Origin of the sequence: Mesorhizobium sp. Cs1321R2N1, assembly GCF_037179725.1 — a bacterium.
GTDB lineage: Bacteria > Pseudomonadota > Alphaproteobacteria > Rhizobiales > Rhizobiaceae > Mesorhizobium > Mesorhizobium salmacidum.
In genome coordinates, this window is record NZ_JAPYKP010000147.1 from 1 (window position 1) to 15720 (window position 15720).

Here is a 15720-nt window from a genome sequence, read left to right on the forward strand (position 1 = left end):
GCTGATGGCGCTGGCCGAAACGGCTAACCAGGGCAAGACCGCGACGGATGCGTTCTCCGTGCTGCCGACAGCGCGTCCCGAGCCGACCAAGCCGGACGCCGTCAAGGCCGTGCTCGACGAGGCCAATGCCCAGGTCGGCACCGCCGACGAATATCAGGTGGCCTCGTTGGCCGAAGAACCGCGTTCGGCCTTCAACGATCCGTCTGGTGTCGATGCGGCCTCGCCGCGCCAGGCTGTTGCCGCCCGTCCTGCCGGTTCCGATCCGGTCGCCGCGATCGGCGCTGGTGTGAAGACGACCCGCAAGGAAGCCAGGGCCACCGTCCGCGACCAGAAACCCGGCCCCAGGGCCGTGGTGGTTGCCGCTGCTCCGCAGGCCGCCCGCTGGGCGCTGACCAGCGGCGAAAACGTTGCCACCGTTTCGAGCGCGACGACCGCGCCGGGTTACGCCTACAACATCGTGCATACGCCGCCGAGCGAGATCTATACGACTGGCTTCCAGGCGGGCAACCAGATGGCCGACGCCAACCGTTTCACCGGCAATGCCGTCAAGTTCCTGTCGGTCGCCCGCTTCCAGACCAAGTAAGCGAACAGTCAATCGGTAAAGCCGCGCCGGGGTGACCTGCGCGGCTTTTTTGTCGTGCTGCCGCAGCGCCGCTGTCGGCGCGATCACGCCAGTCTGACATTGCCGTGATCGTGGAACTGCCCAGGCCTTCAAGGGTTTCTCCGCTGTTCGTTCAAACCCGGGGATATCCATGAAGAACATTCTACTGGCATCGATCATTGCGCTGGCAACCGCTTCGGCGGCCATTGCTCCCACACAGGCAGCGACCGTTGTCGTCAAGACCAACGATCATATGCACATGATGAAGAAGCACTGTCGGACCAGAATGGTCACGACCTGGAAGCACCACCACAAGGTGGTAAGAGAGGTCAAGGTCTGCAATTGATCGGTTCGAAGCCGGTTCAAAAAGCCCGGTCGACGCAAGTCGGCCGGGTTTTTCGTGCCTCGGCGAAAGCCTTACTTCGCGAGTTTGCTCGCCGCGCGTGCGAGCGCCTCGATCTCGTCCCACTTGCCGGCCTTGACCATGTCGTCGGGCGCCACCCAGGAGCCGCCGACGCAGACGACGTTGGACAGGCTGAGATAATCGGCCGCGTTCTTGCCGGTGATGCCGCCGGTCGGGCAGAATTTGACGTCAGCCAGCGGCGAGGCGAAAGCCTTGAGCGAAGCGATGCCGCCGGACTGTTCGGCGGGGAAGAATTTCAGGAAGCGCAGGCCGGCTTCGCGCGCGGTCATGATCTCGCCGGGTGTGATGGCGCCGGGCAGCAGCGGAACCTCGCTGCCGGCGGCGGCAGCCAGAAGCTCGTGGGTGATACCGGGGCTGACGATAAATCGCGAACCGGCACCGGCGGCCTCATCGAACTGCTTGCTGTCCAGAATGGTGCCGGCGCCGACGATGGCCTCCTCGACCTCGCCGGCCACGCGACGGATCGCTTCGAGCGCATCCGCGGTCCTGAGCGTGATCTCGATCGCCGGCAAGCCGCCGCGCGCCAGAGCACGGGCCAGCGGCACCGCGTCGGCTACGTTGGCGATCCTCAACACCGGAATGACCGGCTGGCCATTCAGGAGCGACAGGAGTTTCTCGGTCTTGCTGGGCATCTGTCTCTCCTTGTCGAGGGCCGCATCGAGGGAATTTCAACCGATTAGCAGACAGGTATTGCCGTGTCCACGAAACCGGTCGCGGCGCGATGTCACGCGCTGCCGGGCAGCTTACGGGCTCTTTGCCGACAGGGCCATGACAGGCGCCGAAGTCCGTTTCGCCTTGAATCGGCTTTTACGAGCGTCTAGTGGCTCTGGCAATGACACCGTCCGCTCCATCCCAGCCCGTCCGCGTCGCCGCGCTCTACCGGTTTGCCCGGCTCGACGCCTTCGAGACGCTACGCGCGCCGCTCGCGGCCTTCTGCTGCGGGCGCGGCATCAAGGGCACGCTGCTTCTGGCGCATGAGGGCATCAACGGCACCGTCGCGGGCAGCGAGGAAGCGGTCGCCGCGCTGATTGAGCACATCGAAACGATCGACGGCCTGTCGGGTCTCGAGGTCAAGTACAGCACTGCCGAGGCCATGCCGTTCCACCGCATGAAGGTGCGTCTGAAACGCGAGATCGTCACCATGGGTGTCGAGACCATCGACCCGGCGACAAGCGCAGGCACCTATGTGGAGCCGGGCGACTGGAATGCGCTGATCTCGCAACCCGACACGATCGTCATCGATACGCGCAACGCCTATGAGGTCTCGATCGGCACCTTCAAGGGCGCGGTCGATCCGGCGACGGCGAGCTTTCGCGAATTCCCGGCCTGGGTGGAAGCGCACCGTGCGGATCTCGAAGGGCGCAAGGTGGCGATGTTCTGCACCGGCGGCATACGCTGCGAAAAGGCGACCGCTTATGTGAAGTCGCTCGGCTTCGAGGATGTGTTCCACCTCAGGGGCGGTATTCTCAAATACCTCGAGGAAATTCCAGCGGAGCAGAGCCTGTGGGAGGGCGAGTGCTTCGTCTTCGACGAGCGGGTTTCGGTGTCGCACGGCCTCGTGGAGGGCGACGCGGAACTCTGCCGCGCGTGCCGCCATCCGCTGACGGAGAGCGAGCTGGTGTCGCCGAAATATGACGCCGGGGTTTCGTGCCCGCACTGCTTCGATGCCCGCTCGGATGAAGACCGCGAGCGCTACGCAGAGCGCCAGCGGCAGGTCGAGCTCGCGCAAGCCCGGGGCAGGGGACCGCATATCGGATCCTGATGGAGGCGCGGGCCGGGCAAACCGGGGCCGTCTGTCATTGCAATGTCAAGCTTTGGGACCTACGTCTTCGGCGTCGAAACCTGCCCGTTCGGCCGGGCAAATCCTGGAGGCATTGATGTTCGATCCCAAGAAGCTTCTCGACGATCTGCTCGGCTCGCAAGTTCCCGGCACCAGCGGCACGGTCCGCGACAAGGCCGGGCAAGCGGTACAGATGGCCAAGGACAATCCGCTGGCCGCCGGTGCGCTGGCTGCCGTGCTGCTTGGGACCGGCGCCGGCCGGCAGGTGACGGGTGCCGCGGTGAAGCTCGGCGGCTTGGCCGCCATCGGTGGTCTCGCCTACAAGGCCTATCAGAACTACAAGGCCGGCAACGCACCGGAACAGGCGCCCCCCGCCGGCGAGCCGGAACTGCTGCCGCCACCCAAGGACACCGCCTTCCACCCGTCGCAGGCGCCGCAAGGCGAGGATGAGTTCACGCTGACCCTCGTGCGGGCGATGATCTCGGCGGCCAAGGCCGACGGCCATATCGACGACGAGGAACGCCAGAAGATCGCCGGCAAGCTCAACCTCGCCGGGATCGGCACCGATGCGGAAAAATTCCTGATGGCGGAGCTGGAGAGCCCGCTCGACCTCGACACGCTGGTGGCCGGCGCCAGGACCGACGCGCAGAAGCTCGAGCTCTATACGGCGTCGCGCCTCACCATCGACCCCGACACCCGCGCCGAGCGCGGTTATCTCGACCTGCTTGCCGGGCGGCTTGGCCTGCCGGATGCGCTGATCGACCATGTCGAGGCGACGGTTTCGGCGGCAAAAGTGCCCGCCGCCAAGGGTACGTCACCCAATCCGCAGAGGTAGCCCGGATTGGCACAGAGGCCTGGAGGCGTTTACCTTTCGTTAACTCAGGAAGCGCATCATTCTACACAGTCGGATCGGCTTTCCTCCTCCCAAGCCCGGTTCAGATCAGGGCGGTCGCCAATGACCGCCCTTTTTGTCGGCGCTTGCCGGCTTCCCTCCAAAGAAACGGGTTTCACTTTTCGAGGCATGTCCCGGTGGCCGCGCTTGCCATCGCCGCCATCATTTGCGATGCCTTCTCCACCCGAACCAAACTTGTAGATCAGGCGAGCACGCACAGCGCTGCCGGAGGACAACTGCCATGACCGAGCAAAAAACTGCCATCGTCACCGGCGCCGGCACCGGGATCGGCAGGAGCGTCGCCACGGCATTGCTCAAGGCAGGCTGGAACACGGTGTTCTGCGGGCGTCGCAAGCCGGTGCTGGATGCCGCGATCGCCGAGATCGGCCCGACCGACGCCAGGGCTTTGGCGGTTTCCTGCGACATCAGCAAGGCCGGCGAGGTCGACGATCTGTTCGAGACGGTGGCGGAGGCTTTCGGCCGCGTCGACCTGCTCTTCAACAATGCCGGCATGGGCTACAAGTCGACGCCCATCGACGAGATCCCGGTCGAGGTGTGGAACGATATCGTCGGCGTCAATCTCACGGGATCTTTCCTGTGCGCGCGCGCCGCCTTCGGCGCCATGCGCAAGCAGAAGCCGATGGGCGGCCGCATCATCAACAACGGCTCGGTGTCGGCTTATGCGCCCCGTCCGGGCTCCGTGCCCTATACGGCGACCAAGCACGCCATTACGGGGTTGACCAAGACGCTGGCGCTGGATGGCCGGCCCTATGACATCGCCTGCGGCCAGATCGACATCGGCAATGCGCTGACCGACATGGCGCAGCCGATGACCGTGGGCGTGCCGCAGGCCAATGGTTCGATCGCCGCCGAAGCGGTGATGGATGTCCAGCGCGTCGCCGATGCGGTCGTGCACATGGCCAGCCTACCGCTCGACGCCAACGTGCTGTTCATGACGGTGATGGCGACCAAGATGCCATTCGTCGGGCGTGGGTGAGCCGCGGGTGCCGGCAGGGCTTTCGCCGCCGGTCATTTGCCAACCAGCGGCACGCCGGGCTTGAAAAGCAAAATGGGCCTGATCTCGTAAACGGCGGTAGGATTGACGCGGCGCAGGTCGCGCGCGATGGCGATCGCATCGTCCGAGGTGGCGCAGTCGACGACATAGAGGCCGAGCAACTGTTCCTTGGTCTCGGCGAAGGGGCCGTCGACAATCATGCCGTCACCCGGGCCGCGCAGGGTGCAGGCATCCTGTGTTGCCCCCAGACGCGCGGACGGTCCAAGCGTGCCTTCCTCGTGAAGCCGGGTGTTTATCTTCAGCAACTCGGCCATCAGCGCCGCATCTTCCTGCGGCGTCATCGCCTTGATCGCGTCTTCCACGTGATAGGCCAGGATTGCATAGAACATCCGAGATTCCCTCATTTGGTCCTGATGCAGGGAAGTCGTAGCCGTTTTCCGCAAGCCCGCCCAGACTTGGCCATGCGACTCCCGACGCATCATGACATCGTCATCGCAGCCGGCGTGCCACGGCTACAGGACCAAATGAGGCTCACTTCGCCAGGAACGCCCCGATCCGCTCCAGCGCGCGCAGGATGTTCTCTTCGGAATTGGCGTAAGAGAGCCTGATATAGCCTTCGCCGAGAATGCCGAAATCGGGGCCGCCGATCAGCGCCACACCGGCCTCGTCGAGCAGCGCCGAGGCGAGCTTCTTGGCCTTCCAACCGGTCTTCGAGACATTTGGGAAGGCATAGAACGCACCCTTGGGCGTAATGCAGGAGACGTTTGGCAGGGCGTTCAGGCCTTCGACCACGATCTTCCGGCGGTTGTCGAAGGCGCGCATCATCTTGTCGACGTCGTCCTGCGGGCCGTCGATTGCGGCGATGCCGGCGAACTGGCTCGGCGCGTTGACGCAGGACCAGCAATTGACCGCCAGCTTGCGTACCTTGTCGTAGAGATGGCCGCCCTTGTCGCCGTTCGGCCAGATCGACCAGCCCATGCGCCAGCCGGTCATCGCCCAGGTCTTCGACCAGCCGTTGAGCACGATCAGCCGGTCGCGGATCTCGGGAAAGCCGAGCAGCGAGCAAGGCGTCTCGCCGTCATAGGTCATGACATCGTAGATCTCGTCGGAGAGGATGGCGACATCTGGGTGGTTCTCCAGCCCCTTGACCAGTTTTTCAATCTCGGCCCGGGGCGTGACGCCGCCGGTCGGGTTGGCCGGCGAGTTGAGGATCAGGAGCCTGGTCTTCGAGGTGATTAGCGCCAGCGTCTCTTGCGCCGAGAAAGCGAAGCCGTTCTCCTCGCGCATCGGCACGGGAATGGGGGTCGCACCGGTGAATTCGATCATCGAGCGGTAGATGGGAAAGCCGGGGTCGGGATAGAGGATCTCGGCGCCCGGTTCGCCAAACATCAGGATGGCGGCGAACATGGTCGGCTTGCCGCCGGGCATGATCATCACCGCCTCTGGCGAGATTTCGACGCCGGTGGTGGTCAGCGTGCGGCGCACCACCGCCTCGCGCGTGGCCAAAAGGCCATTGGCCGGCGTGTAGCCATGGTGGCCGTCACGCAACGCCTTGATCGCCGCCTCGACGATGTGCTGCGGCGTCTTGAAGTCTGGCTGGCCGATGCCGAGGTTGACGATGTCGCGACCCTGCTGGGCAAGTGCCGTTGCTCGCGCCAGCACCGCGAACGCATTTTCCTCGCCGAGACGGTCGAAGGCCGAAATCGTGTGGAGCATTTTTCCCGTCCCTGTGGTTCTTACTGTGCGGCAGCGTTTTTGTGAACGTCCGCTCGTAAAAGTCAACGGATTGGAGCTTTCGGTGTCGGAAAATCTCAAAGACTGGCAACCCCGTCCGCGCCCGGAGCACAAGGTGCTGGAGGGCCGCTATGTCAGGCTCGAGCCGCTGAGTGCCGCGAAGCACGGCGACGGCCTCTATGAAGCGTCTTCCGTAGCCGATGTCGACGGCCGCTTCGCCTGGCTGCCCGATTATCCGCCGGAAAACCGCGCCGCCTTCCAGCCCTGGCTGGACAAGGTGGAGGCCAGCGAGGATCCACTGTTCTTCGCGGTCATCGACAAGGCGAGCGGCAAGATCGCGGGACGCCAGACGCTGATGCGCATCGATCCGGCCTATGGCGTCATCGAGATAGGCAACATCTATTGGGGACCGCTCATCTCGCGCAAGCCGGCGGCGACGGAAGCGCAGTTCCTGTTCATGAAATACATCTTCGACGAACTCGGCTATCGCCGCTACGAATGGAAGTGCAACAACCGCAACGAGCCGTCGAAGCGCGCGGCGGAACGGTTCGGCTTCAAATTCGAGGGCATTTTCCGCCAGCATCTCATCGTCAAGGGTGAAAACCGCGACACCGCGTGGTATTCGATCATCGACAAGGAATGGCCAGCTCTGCGCAAGGCTTATGAAGCCTGGCTCGATCCTGCCAATTTCGACGCCGATGGCCAGCAGAAACGCCGCCTGGAGGATTTTCGCGCGGAATTCGGCGCCTAACGGGAGTTTGCCATTTGGCCCATACCCACGACCACGATCACGGCGCTGGCCATGTGCATGGCTCGAGCGACAAGAAGCGCGTGCTGATCGCGGCTTGCCTTACCGCCGGCTTCATGGTCGCCGAGGCGCTCGGCGGCCTGTTTACGGGGTCGCTGGCGCTGCTGGCCGATGCCGGCCACATGCTCGCCGACGCCATTGCGCTCGGCCTGGCCTGGTATGCCTTCCATCTGGCCGGCCGGCCGGCGACCGGCCAACTCACCTACGGCTTCGGCCGGATCAAGACGCTGGTGGCCTACACCAACGGCATCGCCATCTTCGTCATCGCGCTGTGGATTGTCTACGAGGCATGGAATCGCCTGCTGACACCTGCGCCGGTGCTGGGCGGTCCGATGCTGGGGGTGGCGATCCTCGGCCTGCTGGTCAATATAGGCTCCTTCCTGGTGCTGCATGGCGGCGATCGAGACAACCTCAACATGCGCGGCGCCATCCTGCATGTGCTTGGCGATCTGCTCGGCTCGGCCGCCGCGATCGTGGCGGCACTGGTCATCCTGGCGACCGGCTGGACGCCGATCGACCCGATCCTGTCCGTGCTGGTCTCGCTGCTGATCCTGTCCACCGCCTGGTCGCTGATGCGCGCCGCCGCCCACGTCCTGCTCGAAGGCGTGCCGCCAAGTCTCGACCGCGACCTGATCGCCGGGGATATCCAGACAACCGTCCAGGGCGTGCGCGAAGTGCACCATATGCATATCTGGTCGATCGACGGCACGAGCAGCATGGCGACCCTGCACGCTTGCCTTGACGAGGGGGTCGACGCGCATCAGGCGGTCAGCGCCATCAAGAAGCGGCTTGCCAGCGAGCACGGCATCAGCCATGCCACCGTGGAACCGGAATTCGGCCACTGCGCCGACGATGGCGACGGCCACGACCATAAGCACGGGCACGATGCGGCTCCGCATCACGGCCACTATCACTAGGCCCGCGATCGATGATCATTGATCGGACCTGCCTCAGGAGTTCTCCAGCTTTGAAACTCAGCCCGATGAACGATCGCTCCGGTCCGGCATGATGGACCGCGACACGCGCAATGCGGCCATCGCGGCGGTCTGGATCATGCTTCTGTTCGGTATTGCCGCTTTCTACCTGCCGACCGTGATGTTGGCACTCGGCAACTATTCGACCGTGCTGGCGGGTATCTTCGGCACCGCCTTCGTGCTGGCGTTCTTCTTGGTGTTCTGGCTGCGCGCGCGCAGCCAGCGCAAAAATCGGGACAAGTAAGGGATATCGGACATGCGCATTCTGATCACTGGCGCGGCGGGCATGGTCGGCCGCAAACTCATCGCCCGGCTGGCCAAGGACGGCACGCTGCGCGGCAAGAAGATCACCGCGCTCGATCTGCACGACATCGTGCCGCCGCAGGCGCCAGCCATGGACGGCGTCAGCGTCGCACCGCACACGGGTGACCTTGCCGAAGCAGGCGCCGCGGAAAGCCTGGTTGCGTCGCGGCCCGATGTCGTCTTCCACCTCGCCGGCATCGTGTCGGGTGAGGCGGAAGCGAATTTCGAACTCGGCTACCGCGTCAACCTCGACGGCACGCGCGCGCTGTTCGACGCCATCCGCCTGGCGGGGTTCGCGCCGCGCGTCGTCTTCACCTCGTCGATCGCGGTGTTCGGCGCGCCGTTCCCGGATGTCATTCCGGACGAATTCCACCCGACGCCGCTGACCTCCTACGGCACGCAGAAACAAATGAGCGAAGCGCTGCTCGCCGATTATTCCAGACGCGGCTTTTTCGACGGCATCGGCATCCGGCTGCCGACGATCTGCGTGCGGCCGGGCAAGCCGAACAAGGCTGCCTCCGGCTTCTTCTCGGGCATTATCCGCGAACCGCTGAGCGGGCAGGAGGCGATCCTGCCGGTGCCGCGCTCGGTGCTGCACACCCATGCCAGCCCGCGTTCGGCGGTGAATTTCCTGATCCACGCGGCTGGCATTGACGGTGCCGCCGTCGGGCCGCGCCGCAACCTGACGATGCCGGGCGTCGCCGTCACCGTCGGCGAGCAGATCGAGGCGCTGGAACGCATCGCCGGATCGAAGGCGGCAAGCCTGATCCGCGAGGTGCCCGACGAGACAATCTGGGCGATCGTTAAGGGCTGGCCGACCCGGTTCGAGGCGCGGCGGTCAAGGGAGCTTGGCTTCAGCGCCGAGAAAAGTTTTGACGAGATCATCCGCGTTCATATCGAGGATGAGCTGGGCGGCAAGATCGCCGGTTAGGCGTCGCGGCGCCTATCCCGTTCCAATGGGTTGGATAGGTCTAGACGCTGCCCGTCAGGCTCGCTGACAGCAACAGCAGTCCAAACAGGAATACGAAGGCCGCGCCGCCGATCTCGACGATCGAATGGATGCGGTTGCCCATGCGGCCGTCGCCGGCGAAATACACCGCCCAGTTCTTGGCTGTCACGGCCAGCGTCGCCAGCGCCGAAACGGTGATGGCGGTTCCAATCGACATTGCCAGCACCGACAGCAGGCCGCCGAGCCAGAGCCCGTTGAGAAGCGCGAAGCTCAGCACGATCAGCGCGCCGGAGCAGGGGCGGATGCCGACCGCCGCCACCGCCGACCATGCCGTGCGCCAATCGAAGCGGTCGCCGGACAGCATCGCCGGATCGGGCGCATGCGAGTGACCGCAGGTTTCGCAGACCTCGCCGCCGGCGTGGTCGTGATGCGCATGATCGTGCGCGCTATGGTCGTGCCCGCCATGGTCGTGATGATCGTGCGAATGGCCATGCCCATGGTCGTGATCGTCATGCGCGTGAAGTGCATGGGAATGAGCGTGCGCAGCTTGGTCGTGGGCGCCATGCGAATGGCCGCCGGCATGAGAATGGCCCGCGTGGGAATGACCTGCGTGAGCCGCCGACAGGCTGTAGGCCGGCCCCTTGCCAAACAGGCGCAAAACGGAAGGACCGAGCTTGCGCCACAAAAGCCAGGCGCCAAAGAGGGTGACCAGGGCAAAGCTCATGATCTCCATGAACCAGGCCGCATCGGTCATGGAGATGGTGGTGCCGCGCAGGACGAAATAAGCAAGCAGCATCACCAGGATCGCCGTCAGGCCCTGCAGCAGCGCCGAGACGAAGGACAACAGGATGCCGCGCTTCAGCGCCACTTCGTTTGCAACCATGTAGGAGGAGATCACCGCCTTGCCATGGCCGGGGCCGGCGGCGTGGAAAATGCCATAGGCGAAGGACAGGCCGATGAGCACCCAGAGCTTGCTGTTGTCCTGGCGCATCGCCTTCATGGCTGTCGCCAGCGCGCGATAGAATTCCTGCTGTCTGAGATTGATCCACATCAGGATATGGGCGAACGGACCGGTGGTCGGCGCCATGCCGTCATTGACGCCGATGCCGAGCGAACTCTGGGCGTGCGCGGCATTGGCGAAATGCATCACGGCAAAAGCGATGGCCAACAGGCCGAATGCCAAACGCAGGGACGGTTTCGAACAGTTCCCGATCAGGTTCACCGGATCTATCCTTCTGGCTGGCAGGTCAGTTCGAGCTTGGTGGCAAAGATCTTACTCATATCGGTGCCTGTCGGATCGTTGAAGAAAGCATCCGTCAGGGTCTTCTGGTTTTCCTTGATCGCCTCGTCAGGGTCCGGCCGGATGACCTTGCTCGTGCAATTCGACGGCAAGCCCTCGACGGTGATGTTGGAATCCTCGGTGAAGTCGATCGCCGTGTAGAAGGTCGGATCGTAGACACCGATGTCGACCGTGCCGGTCAGCTTGATCGGCACCTTGGGTTCGGACTCGAACAGGATGATCAACTGGTCGTTGTCGAAATTGGCCATCAAATGCGGCGGCGGCACCATCGTCACGTCCTTGCCGTTCTGCGTGACGAGCTGGAAATAATTGAACTCGGCCAGCGAGGCATGAACGGTATCGGCGACCTCCTTCAGCTCCTTGTCGTCAAGCTTCAGGTCGGAGTTCTTATCGAACTCCATCATCACCGTACTCGAAAACAGGTCGTCGAAGCGCCACAGATGACGCAACGCTTTCACACTTTGGTGATCCGGGGACAGGATCACGTCGAGGCGTGCCTCGGCGAAGACGTGCGGATGCACCTGGGCGGGTCCTGTCACGGCAAAGGTCGCCGCCAAGGCCGAAGCCAGCATGATTGCGTGCCGTTTCAAATGCATTCGCGGTCGCGATTCCCTTGGCGTTCGGAGAGAGTTGTCGAAGGTTACCAGAAAGGGGGCGAAATTGGGACCGCCAGTGCGTGTCGCCCAAAAGTGCGAAGCGGTTTTGGGACTACGACACGCACACTGAAGCGGGGTCAGGCGCTCTCGCGGGTCCTGAACCACTGCACCAGGAAATCGACGAAAACGCGCACCTTCGCCGGCAGATAGCGGCGGTGTGGATAGACGGCGAAGATGCCGCCGCCCGACAGGATGCGGTCGTCGAGCACCGCCATCAATTGGCCGCTCTTGAGGTCGGGCGCGGCGATGAAATCCGGCAGGATGCAGAATCCAAGCCCCGACAAGGCCGCGGCGCGCGCCGCCATCGGGCTGTTGACCTCGATCGGGCCCGACACGGCGATGCTCACCGGATCGCCATTGTCGCCCTTGAACGGCCAGTTGTTCAGGCCGCGGCCATTGGTGTCGACGATGCAGGGCATGTGGCCGAGATCCTGGGGCCGTGTCGGCATGCCATGCCTGGCGATCAGTTCGGGAGAGCCGCAAAGCTTGATCGAAAACGGCGCCAGCCGTCTGGCGATCAGCGACGAATTCTCCAGCCGCGAGATGCGCACCGCGAGGTCGAAGCCTTCCTCGACCAGATCGACGAAGCGGTCGTCGAGCTGGATGTCGAGCACGATGTCGGGATATTGCTTGGCGAAGTCGATCAGCGACTGGCCGATCGGCGCGTCAGCGAAGGTGCGCGGCGCCGACAGCTTGATCCGGCCGCGCACGTCGCCGGAGGACTCGCGCACGGCGTCGGCCAGGCTGTCGACCTCGCGCACGATCTCCGAGGCGCGACGGTAATAGGTGTGGCCGGCCTCGGTCATCGAGAACTGGCGCGTGGTGCGGTTGAGCAGCAGCGCACCGAGTTCGTCCTCCAGCTCGCGCACATATTTCGACAGCAGCGCCTTGGAGCGGCCGATCTTGCGCGCCGCCGCCGAAAAGCCCTCGGCCTCGACGACATCGATGAAGGCGCGCATGCGGGTCAGTGTATCCATTGCTCAGGCTCTTTGTGCTGCGTCGAGAAGTTTTCGGCCGAGCCGTATCAGGGCTAGGTCGCTGCCGGAAGGGCCAAGCAGCGACAGGCCAAAAGGAGCACCGGCGACCGAGCCGATCGGCAAGGTGATTTGGGGAAAGCCGGAGAGCCCGGCCAGGCACAGAAGATGCAAGGCGCGCTCGCGATATGCCTGGAACTGCTCGGGTGTGCTGCCTACGTATGGCGCCGGGCCTGGCACCGTCGGCAGGACAAGGAAGCCGTCCTTGCCGAGCAGGGCGCTCAGTTCGCCGCGAAAGGTCAGCCGGCGCACTTTTTCGGCCTGAGCCGTCCGGTCGTCGACGGCACGGCCGAAGCCGAACCGTTCCTCGACCCCGGGGCCAAGATCGCGCTCGCCGCTGGTGATCCATTCGCCATGTACCGCCCAGGCCTCCCTGGCCTGCAGCCGGCGAAAGCACCAGTAGAGTTCATCCGGGGGAGAGCTGAAGCGCGTCGTCGGCGTCGCCGGCGTGCCGAAAACCACGCTCGCCAGCGCCTTCATTCCCGCATATTCGGCGAGTGCCGGCCGGGCCACCATTTCGTCCAGCCAGCCGAGCGTCAGCGGGCGGTCGAGCGCATGCTGGTGCGCGTCGCGGCCGAGCAGCAGCTTGGCGACTGTCTCGTAGGTTTCGATGTCGTCGGCGAACCAGCCGAACGTGTCGAAACTCGGCGCCAACGGCATGGTGCCCTCGAGGGAAATGCGGCCATGCGTGGTGCGGAGCCCGATCAGCCCGCAGAAACTCGCCGGCGCGCGGATCGAACCACCGGTGTCGGACCCCGTGGCGATGTCGGCCAGCCTGCCCGCAACCGCCGCTGCCGACCCGGACGACGAGCCGCCGGTGACACGGTCGGGAGCCGCGGGGTTCACCGGAAACGGAAAATGCGCGTTCTGGCCGAACAAAGCGAAGGCGAGCTCGTCGGTCTGGGTCTTGCCGACGAAACGCGCGCCCGCGTCGAGAATCATCTGCACGGCGGGTGCCGTGCGCGAAGCGGCGTGGCCTTCGGCGAATTTCCGCAAATTGCCGCAACCGGTGCGGTAGCCGGCAACATCGTAAATGTCCTTGACGGCCAGCCGCAGGCTGGCAAGGGGGCCAAGCTCGGCATGCGCCACCGGCATCTGGCGAAGATCGAGAAAGGCGTTGAAGGGGCCGCGCGTGCCTGTCATCGTTCGATATCCGGATACGGTTGCGCCAACATTGTTCGATGCCAGAAATTTTACAACCTGGGATACGATTTTTATTGATTGTGAAATGCTTCGCCCCTATATCGCGCTTGCCCAAAGTCGCACGTGCCTGTGGGTGTCCGCCGATCCTCGAATGGTGAGGGAAATCGGTAAGGTAACTGGAGCCAACCCCTCCAGTCGGTTTAGCGGCCAACCGCCAGACCGAGGACACCTTGAAGCAACGACGGTGCGGGCCTTTCTGGTTCTCTGCCGGTTGTCCAAAGACCGGGGTTACTGAAGAGGCACACCTTCATTGCCGGCAGTGCGGAACGGGGTTCTCCCAATCCAAGCCAAGGCAGACAAAGCGAACCGAAGCCGGGCAAGGCCAAGGTTCATCGCCGCGAGACGGCGTTTCATGGTTCCGGGGTCTCCACCGGCTGGTTCCATGGATTTTCCGTCCCGCCTTTGTTTGACCGCGTGTTCGCGAGGCCGACAGCCCGTGTCCGCACCCCTGTGCGCGCCGAAAGGCGCGATGGAGAAACCCGATGGCTACACAGCGCATCCTCGACTTCCTCGCCACCCGACGTCCGTCCGGCCCCTGCCTCGTCGTCGACCTCGACGTCGTGCGGGACAATTTCCGCGCCTTCGAGAAGGCTCTGCCCGATTCCAAGATCTACTATGCGGTGAAAGCAAACCCGGCGCCGGAAATCCTGCGCCTGCTTGCTGCGATGGGCTCGTCCTTCGACACCGCTTCCGTTGCCGAAGTCGAGATGGCGATGGACGCCGGCGCGCCGGCGGACCGCATCTCCTTCGGCAACACCATCAAGAAGGAGCGTGATATCGCACGCGCCTCCCAGCTCGGCATCAAGCTGTTCGCGGTCGACTGCGTCGAGGAGGTCGAGAAGATCGCCCGCGCCGCTCCAGGCGCCCGCGTGTTCTGCCGCGTGCTGACCGATGGCGAAGGCGCCGAATGGCCGCTGTCGCGCAAGTTCGGCTGCGTGCCAGCGATGGCCGTCGACGTCCTGCGCCATGCCAAGGGTCTCGGCCTCGACGCCCACGGCGTGTCGTTCCATGTCGGCTCGCAGCAGACCGACCTGACCGCATGGGACCGTGCGCTGGCCGACGCCAAGAAGGTGTTCGCGACACTCGCCGAAGAAGGCATCGTGCTCAAGATGGTCAACATGGGCGGCGGCTTCCCGACGCGCTATTTGCGTGACGTGCCGGCGGCGCAGGCCTATGGCCAGGCGATCTTCTCGGCGCTGCGCAAGCATTTCGGCAACGCCATTCCCGAGACCATCATCGAGCCAGGCCGCGGCATGGTCGGCAATGCCGGCGTCATCAAGTCGGAAGTCGTGCTGATCTCGAAGAAGGCCGACAACGACAATGTGCGCTGGGTGTTCCTTGACATCGGCAAGTTCGGCGGTCTGGCCGAGACGATGGACGAGGCGATCCGCTACCCGATCGTCACCGCGCATGACGGCACCGAGACCGCGCCTTGCGTGCTCGCCGGCCCGACCTGCGATTCGGCCGACGTGATGTACGAGAAGACACCATATCCGCTGCCCCTGTCGCTGACCATCGGCGACGAGGTGCTGATCGAAGGCACCGGCGCCTACACGACCACCTATTCGGCGGTCGCCTTCAACGGCTTCGAGCCTCTCCGATCCTACGTGATCTGACGGCTCGCTAGAGCTGTTCAGATCATCCCAGGTGGGCGCCCGTCGCCCGCTTGGGCTCGCCTGTGGAACAGATCTCCGCTCGCCAGGGATTGCGGAAATGGAAATGTCAGTTGAAATCGTAGCTCATGCGCCGGCCTTCGCAATGGTCGCCGAAACTGTTGCCGACGTGGCGGCGCGCGAAGCCTTGCTCGATCGTGCCATGGGGCCGAAGCGCAAGACCAAATCGTCGGAGAAGTTGCGGCGCGGCCGCCGGCCCTCGGAGGGCCTGGCCTTCGTCGCGCGCGATGCCTCGGGCGGCTTGGCCGGCACGGTGCGGCTATGGGACGTCACACTGGGCGAGGGCGGTCCGGCGCTGCTGCTTGGCCCGCTCGCCGTCAACCCGTCGCTCAAGTGTGCCGGCATCGGTTCGGCGCTGATGCGCCATGCCATTG

At 64.3% G+C, this 15720-nt stretch carries 17 protein-coding genes and 1 pseudogene; 11 read left to right on the plus strand and 7 right to left on the minus strand.

The genetic code is table 11. The features are described from left to right. Nucleotides 1-583, plus strand: a pseudogene (locus O7A61_RS26580) (DUF882 domain-containing protein); the annotation flags it as partial. 169 nt (nt 584-752) lie between these two features. Continuing rightward, nucleotides 753-947: a hypothetical protein gene (locus O7A61_RS26585; RefSeq protein ID WP_337132328.1), complete on the plus strand. Its 195-nt coding sequence runs from the start codon at nt 753-755 to the stop codon at nt 945-947. A gap of 71 nt (nt 948-1018) precedes the next feature. On the opposite strand, the gene O7A61_RS26590 is transcribed toward O7A61_RS26585, so the two are convergent. Next, nucleotides 1019-1657 (minus strand): 2-dehydro-3-deoxy-phosphogluconate aldolase, encoded by a 639-nt coding sequence (locus O7A61_RS26590; RefSeq protein WP_337132329.1) that lies wholly within the window; start codon nt 1655-1657, stop codon nt 1019-1021. A 200-nt stretch (nt 1658-1857) separates the two neighbouring features. Between O7A61_RS26590 and trhO the strand changes: the two genes are divergently transcribed. From trhO to O7A61_RS26605, 3 genes are all read left to right on the plus strand, one after another. Then, nucleotides 1858-2787, plus strand: coding sequence for an oxygen-dependent tRNA uridine(34) hydroxylase TrhO (gene trhO / locus O7A61_RS26595; protein WP_337132341.1), 930 nt, complete (start codon nt 1858-1860; stop codon nt 2785-2787). Between the two features lie 115 nt (nt 2788-2902). Next, nucleotides 2903-3640, plus strand: coding sequence for a tellurite resistance TerB family protein (locus O7A61_RS26600; protein WP_337132330.1), 738 nt, complete (start codon nt 2903-2905; stop codon nt 3638-3640). 298 nt (nt 3641-3938) lie between these two features. Continuing rightward, nucleotides 3939-4694 (plus strand): SDR family oxidoreductase, encoded by a 756-nt coding sequence (locus tag O7A61_RS26605; RefSeq protein ID WP_337132331.1) that lies wholly within the window; start codon nt 3939-3941, stop codon nt 4692-4694. Between the two features lie 32 nt (nt 4695-4726). Here the strand turns inward: O7A61_RS26605 and O7A61_RS26610 are convergent, their stop codons facing one another. Both O7A61_RS26610 and O7A61_RS26615 read right to left on the minus strand, forming a co-directional pair. Continuing rightward, nucleotides 4727-5101, minus strand: coding sequence for a YciI family protein (locus tag O7A61_RS26610; protein ID WP_337132332.1), 375 nt, complete (start codon nt 5099-5101; stop codon nt 4727-4729). Between the two features lie 142 nt (nt 5102-5243). Further along, nucleotides 5244-6428: a pyridoxal phosphate-dependent aminotransferase gene (locus O7A61_RS26615; protein ID WP_337132333.1), complete on the minus strand. Its 1185-nt coding sequence runs from the start codon at nt 6426-6428 to the stop codon at nt 5244-5246. An 82-nt stretch (nt 6429-6510) separates the two neighbouring features. On the opposite strand from O7A61_RS26615, the gene O7A61_RS26620 reads away from it, so the two are divergent. The 4 genes from O7A61_RS26620 (at nt 6511) to denD (ending at nt 9462) form a co-directional block, all read left to right on the plus strand. Then, a complete protein-coding gene (locus O7A61_RS26620; protein ID WP_337132334.1) occupies nt 6511-7197 on the plus strand; it encodes a GNAT family N-acetyltransferase in 687 nt (228 codons plus the stop codon). A gap of 14 nt (nt 7198-7211) precedes the next feature. After that, nucleotides 7212-8171, plus strand: coding sequence for a cation diffusion facilitator family transporter (locus O7A61_RS26625; protein ID WP_337132335.1), 960 nt, complete (start codon nt 7212-7214; stop codon nt 8169-8171). An 88-nt stretch (nt 8172-8259) separates the two neighbouring features. Next, nucleotides 8260-8472 carry a hypothetical protein gene (locus tag O7A61_RS26630; RefSeq protein ID WP_027146230.1) on the plus strand — a complete coding sequence of 71 codons (213 nt, stop codon included), beginning with the start codon at nt 8260-8262 and terminating at the stop codon, nt 8470-8472. A 12-nt stretch (nt 8473-8484) separates the two neighbouring features. Continuing rightward, nucleotides 8485-9462 (plus strand): D-erythronate dehydrogenase, encoded by a 978-nt coding sequence (denD, locus tag O7A61_RS26635; RefSeq protein ID WP_337132336.1) that lies wholly within the window; start codon nt 8485-8487, stop codon nt 9460-9462. A gap of 40 nt (nt 9463-9502) precedes the next feature. Here denD and O7A61_RS26640 read toward each other — a convergent pair whose 3' ends face one another. From O7A61_RS26640 to O7A61_RS26655, 4 genes are all read right to left on the minus strand, one after another. Continuing rightward, entirely contained in the window at nt 9503-10627 is a 1125-nt protein-coding gene (locus O7A61_RS26640) for a nickel/cobalt transporter (protein ID WP_442921119.1), read from the minus strand. A gap of 80 nt (nt 10628-10707) precedes the next feature. Next, complete coding sequence (locus O7A61_RS26645) at nt 10708-11376, minus strand: DUF1007 family protein (RefSeq protein ID WP_337132337.1); 669 nt, start codon at nt 11374-11376, stop codon at nt 10708-10710. Between the two features lie 137 nt (nt 11377-11513). Further along, on the minus strand, nt 11514-12413 hold the full coding sequence (locus O7A61_RS26650; protein WP_027144786.1) for a LysR family transcriptional regulator: 900 nt from the start codon (nt 12411-12413) through the stop codon (nt 11514-11516). A 3-nt stretch (nt 12414-12416) separates the two neighbouring features. Further along, a complete protein-coding gene (locus O7A61_RS26655) occupies nt 12417-13613 on the minus strand; it encodes an amidase (protein ID WP_337132338.1) in 1197 nt (398 codons plus the stop codon). A gap of 542 nt (nt 13614-14155) precedes the next feature. Here O7A61_RS26655 and odc2 point away from each other — a divergent pair. Together odc2 and O7A61_RS26665 are read left to right on the plus strand one after the other, a co-directional pair. Next, entirely contained in the window at nt 14156-15289 is a 1134-nt protein-coding gene (odc2, locus tag O7A61_RS26660; RefSeq protein WP_337132339.1) for an ornithine/lysine decarboxylase, read from the plus strand. Nucleotides 15290-15386: 97 nt separating this feature from the next. Next, on the plus strand, nt 15387-15720 hold a 334-nt coding region (locus O7A61_RS26665; RefSeq protein WP_337132340.1), incomplete at its 3' end, for a GNAT family N-acetyltransferase.

What these genes read in the sequence shown, in the direction of transcription:
- O7A61_RS26585 (WP_337132328.1), top strand. Translation starts at nt 753, where the DNA reads ATGAAGAACATTCTACTGGCATCGATCATTGCGCTGGCAACCGCTTCG.
- O7A61_RS26590 (WP_337132329.1), bottom strand. Translation starts at nt 1,657, where the DNA reads ATGCCCAGCAAGACCGAGAAACTCCTGTCGCTCCTGAATGGCCAGCCG.
- trhO (WP_337132341.1), top strand. Translation starts at nt 1,858, where the DNA reads ATGACACCGTCCGCTCCATCCCAGCCCGTCCGCGTCGCCGCGCTCTAC.
- O7A61_RS26600 (WP_337132330.1), top strand. Translation starts at nt 2,903, where the DNA reads ATGTTCGATCCCAAGAAGCTTCTCGACGATCTGCTCGGCTCGCAAGTT.
- O7A61_RS26605 (WP_337132331.1), top strand. Translation starts at nt 3,939, where the DNA reads ATGACCGAGCAAAAAACTGCCATCGTCACCGGCGCCGGCACCGGGATC.
- O7A61_RS26610 (WP_337132332.1), bottom strand. Translation starts at nt 5,101, where the DNA reads ATGTTCTATGCAATCCTGGCCTATCACGTGGAAGACGCGATCAAGGCG.
- O7A61_RS26615 (WP_337132333.1), bottom strand. Translation starts at nt 6,428, where the DNA reads ATGCTCCACACGATTTCGGCCTTCGACCGTCTCGGCGAGGAAAATGCG.
- O7A61_RS26630 (WP_027146230.1), top strand. Translation starts at nt 8,260, where the DNA reads ATGATGGACCGCGACACGCGCAATGCGGCCATCGCGGCGGTCTGGATC.
- denD (WP_337132336.1), top strand. Translation starts at nt 8,485, where the DNA reads ATGCGCATTCTGATCACTGGCGCGGCGGGCATGGTCGGCCGCAAACTC.
- O7A61_RS26640 (WP_442921119.1), bottom strand. Translation starts at nt 10,627, where the DNA reads ATGCATTTCGCCAATGCCGCGCACGCCCAGAGTTCGCTCGGCATCGGC.
- O7A61_RS26645 (WP_337132337.1), bottom strand. Translation starts at nt 11,376, where the DNA reads ATGCATTTGAAACGGCACGCAATCATGCTGGCTTCGGCCTTGGCGGCG.
- O7A61_RS26650 (WP_027144786.1), bottom strand. Translation starts at nt 12,413, where the DNA reads ATGGATACACTGACCCGCATGCGCGCCTTCATCGATGTCGTCGAGGCC.
- O7A61_RS26655 (WP_337132338.1), bottom strand. Translation starts at nt 13,613, where the DNA reads ATGACAGGCACGCGCGGCCCCTTCAACGCCTTTCTCGATCTTCGCCAG.
- odc2 (WP_337132339.1), top strand. Translation starts at nt 14,156, where the DNA reads ATGGCTACACAGCGCATCCTCGACTTCCTCGCCACCCGACGTCCGTCC.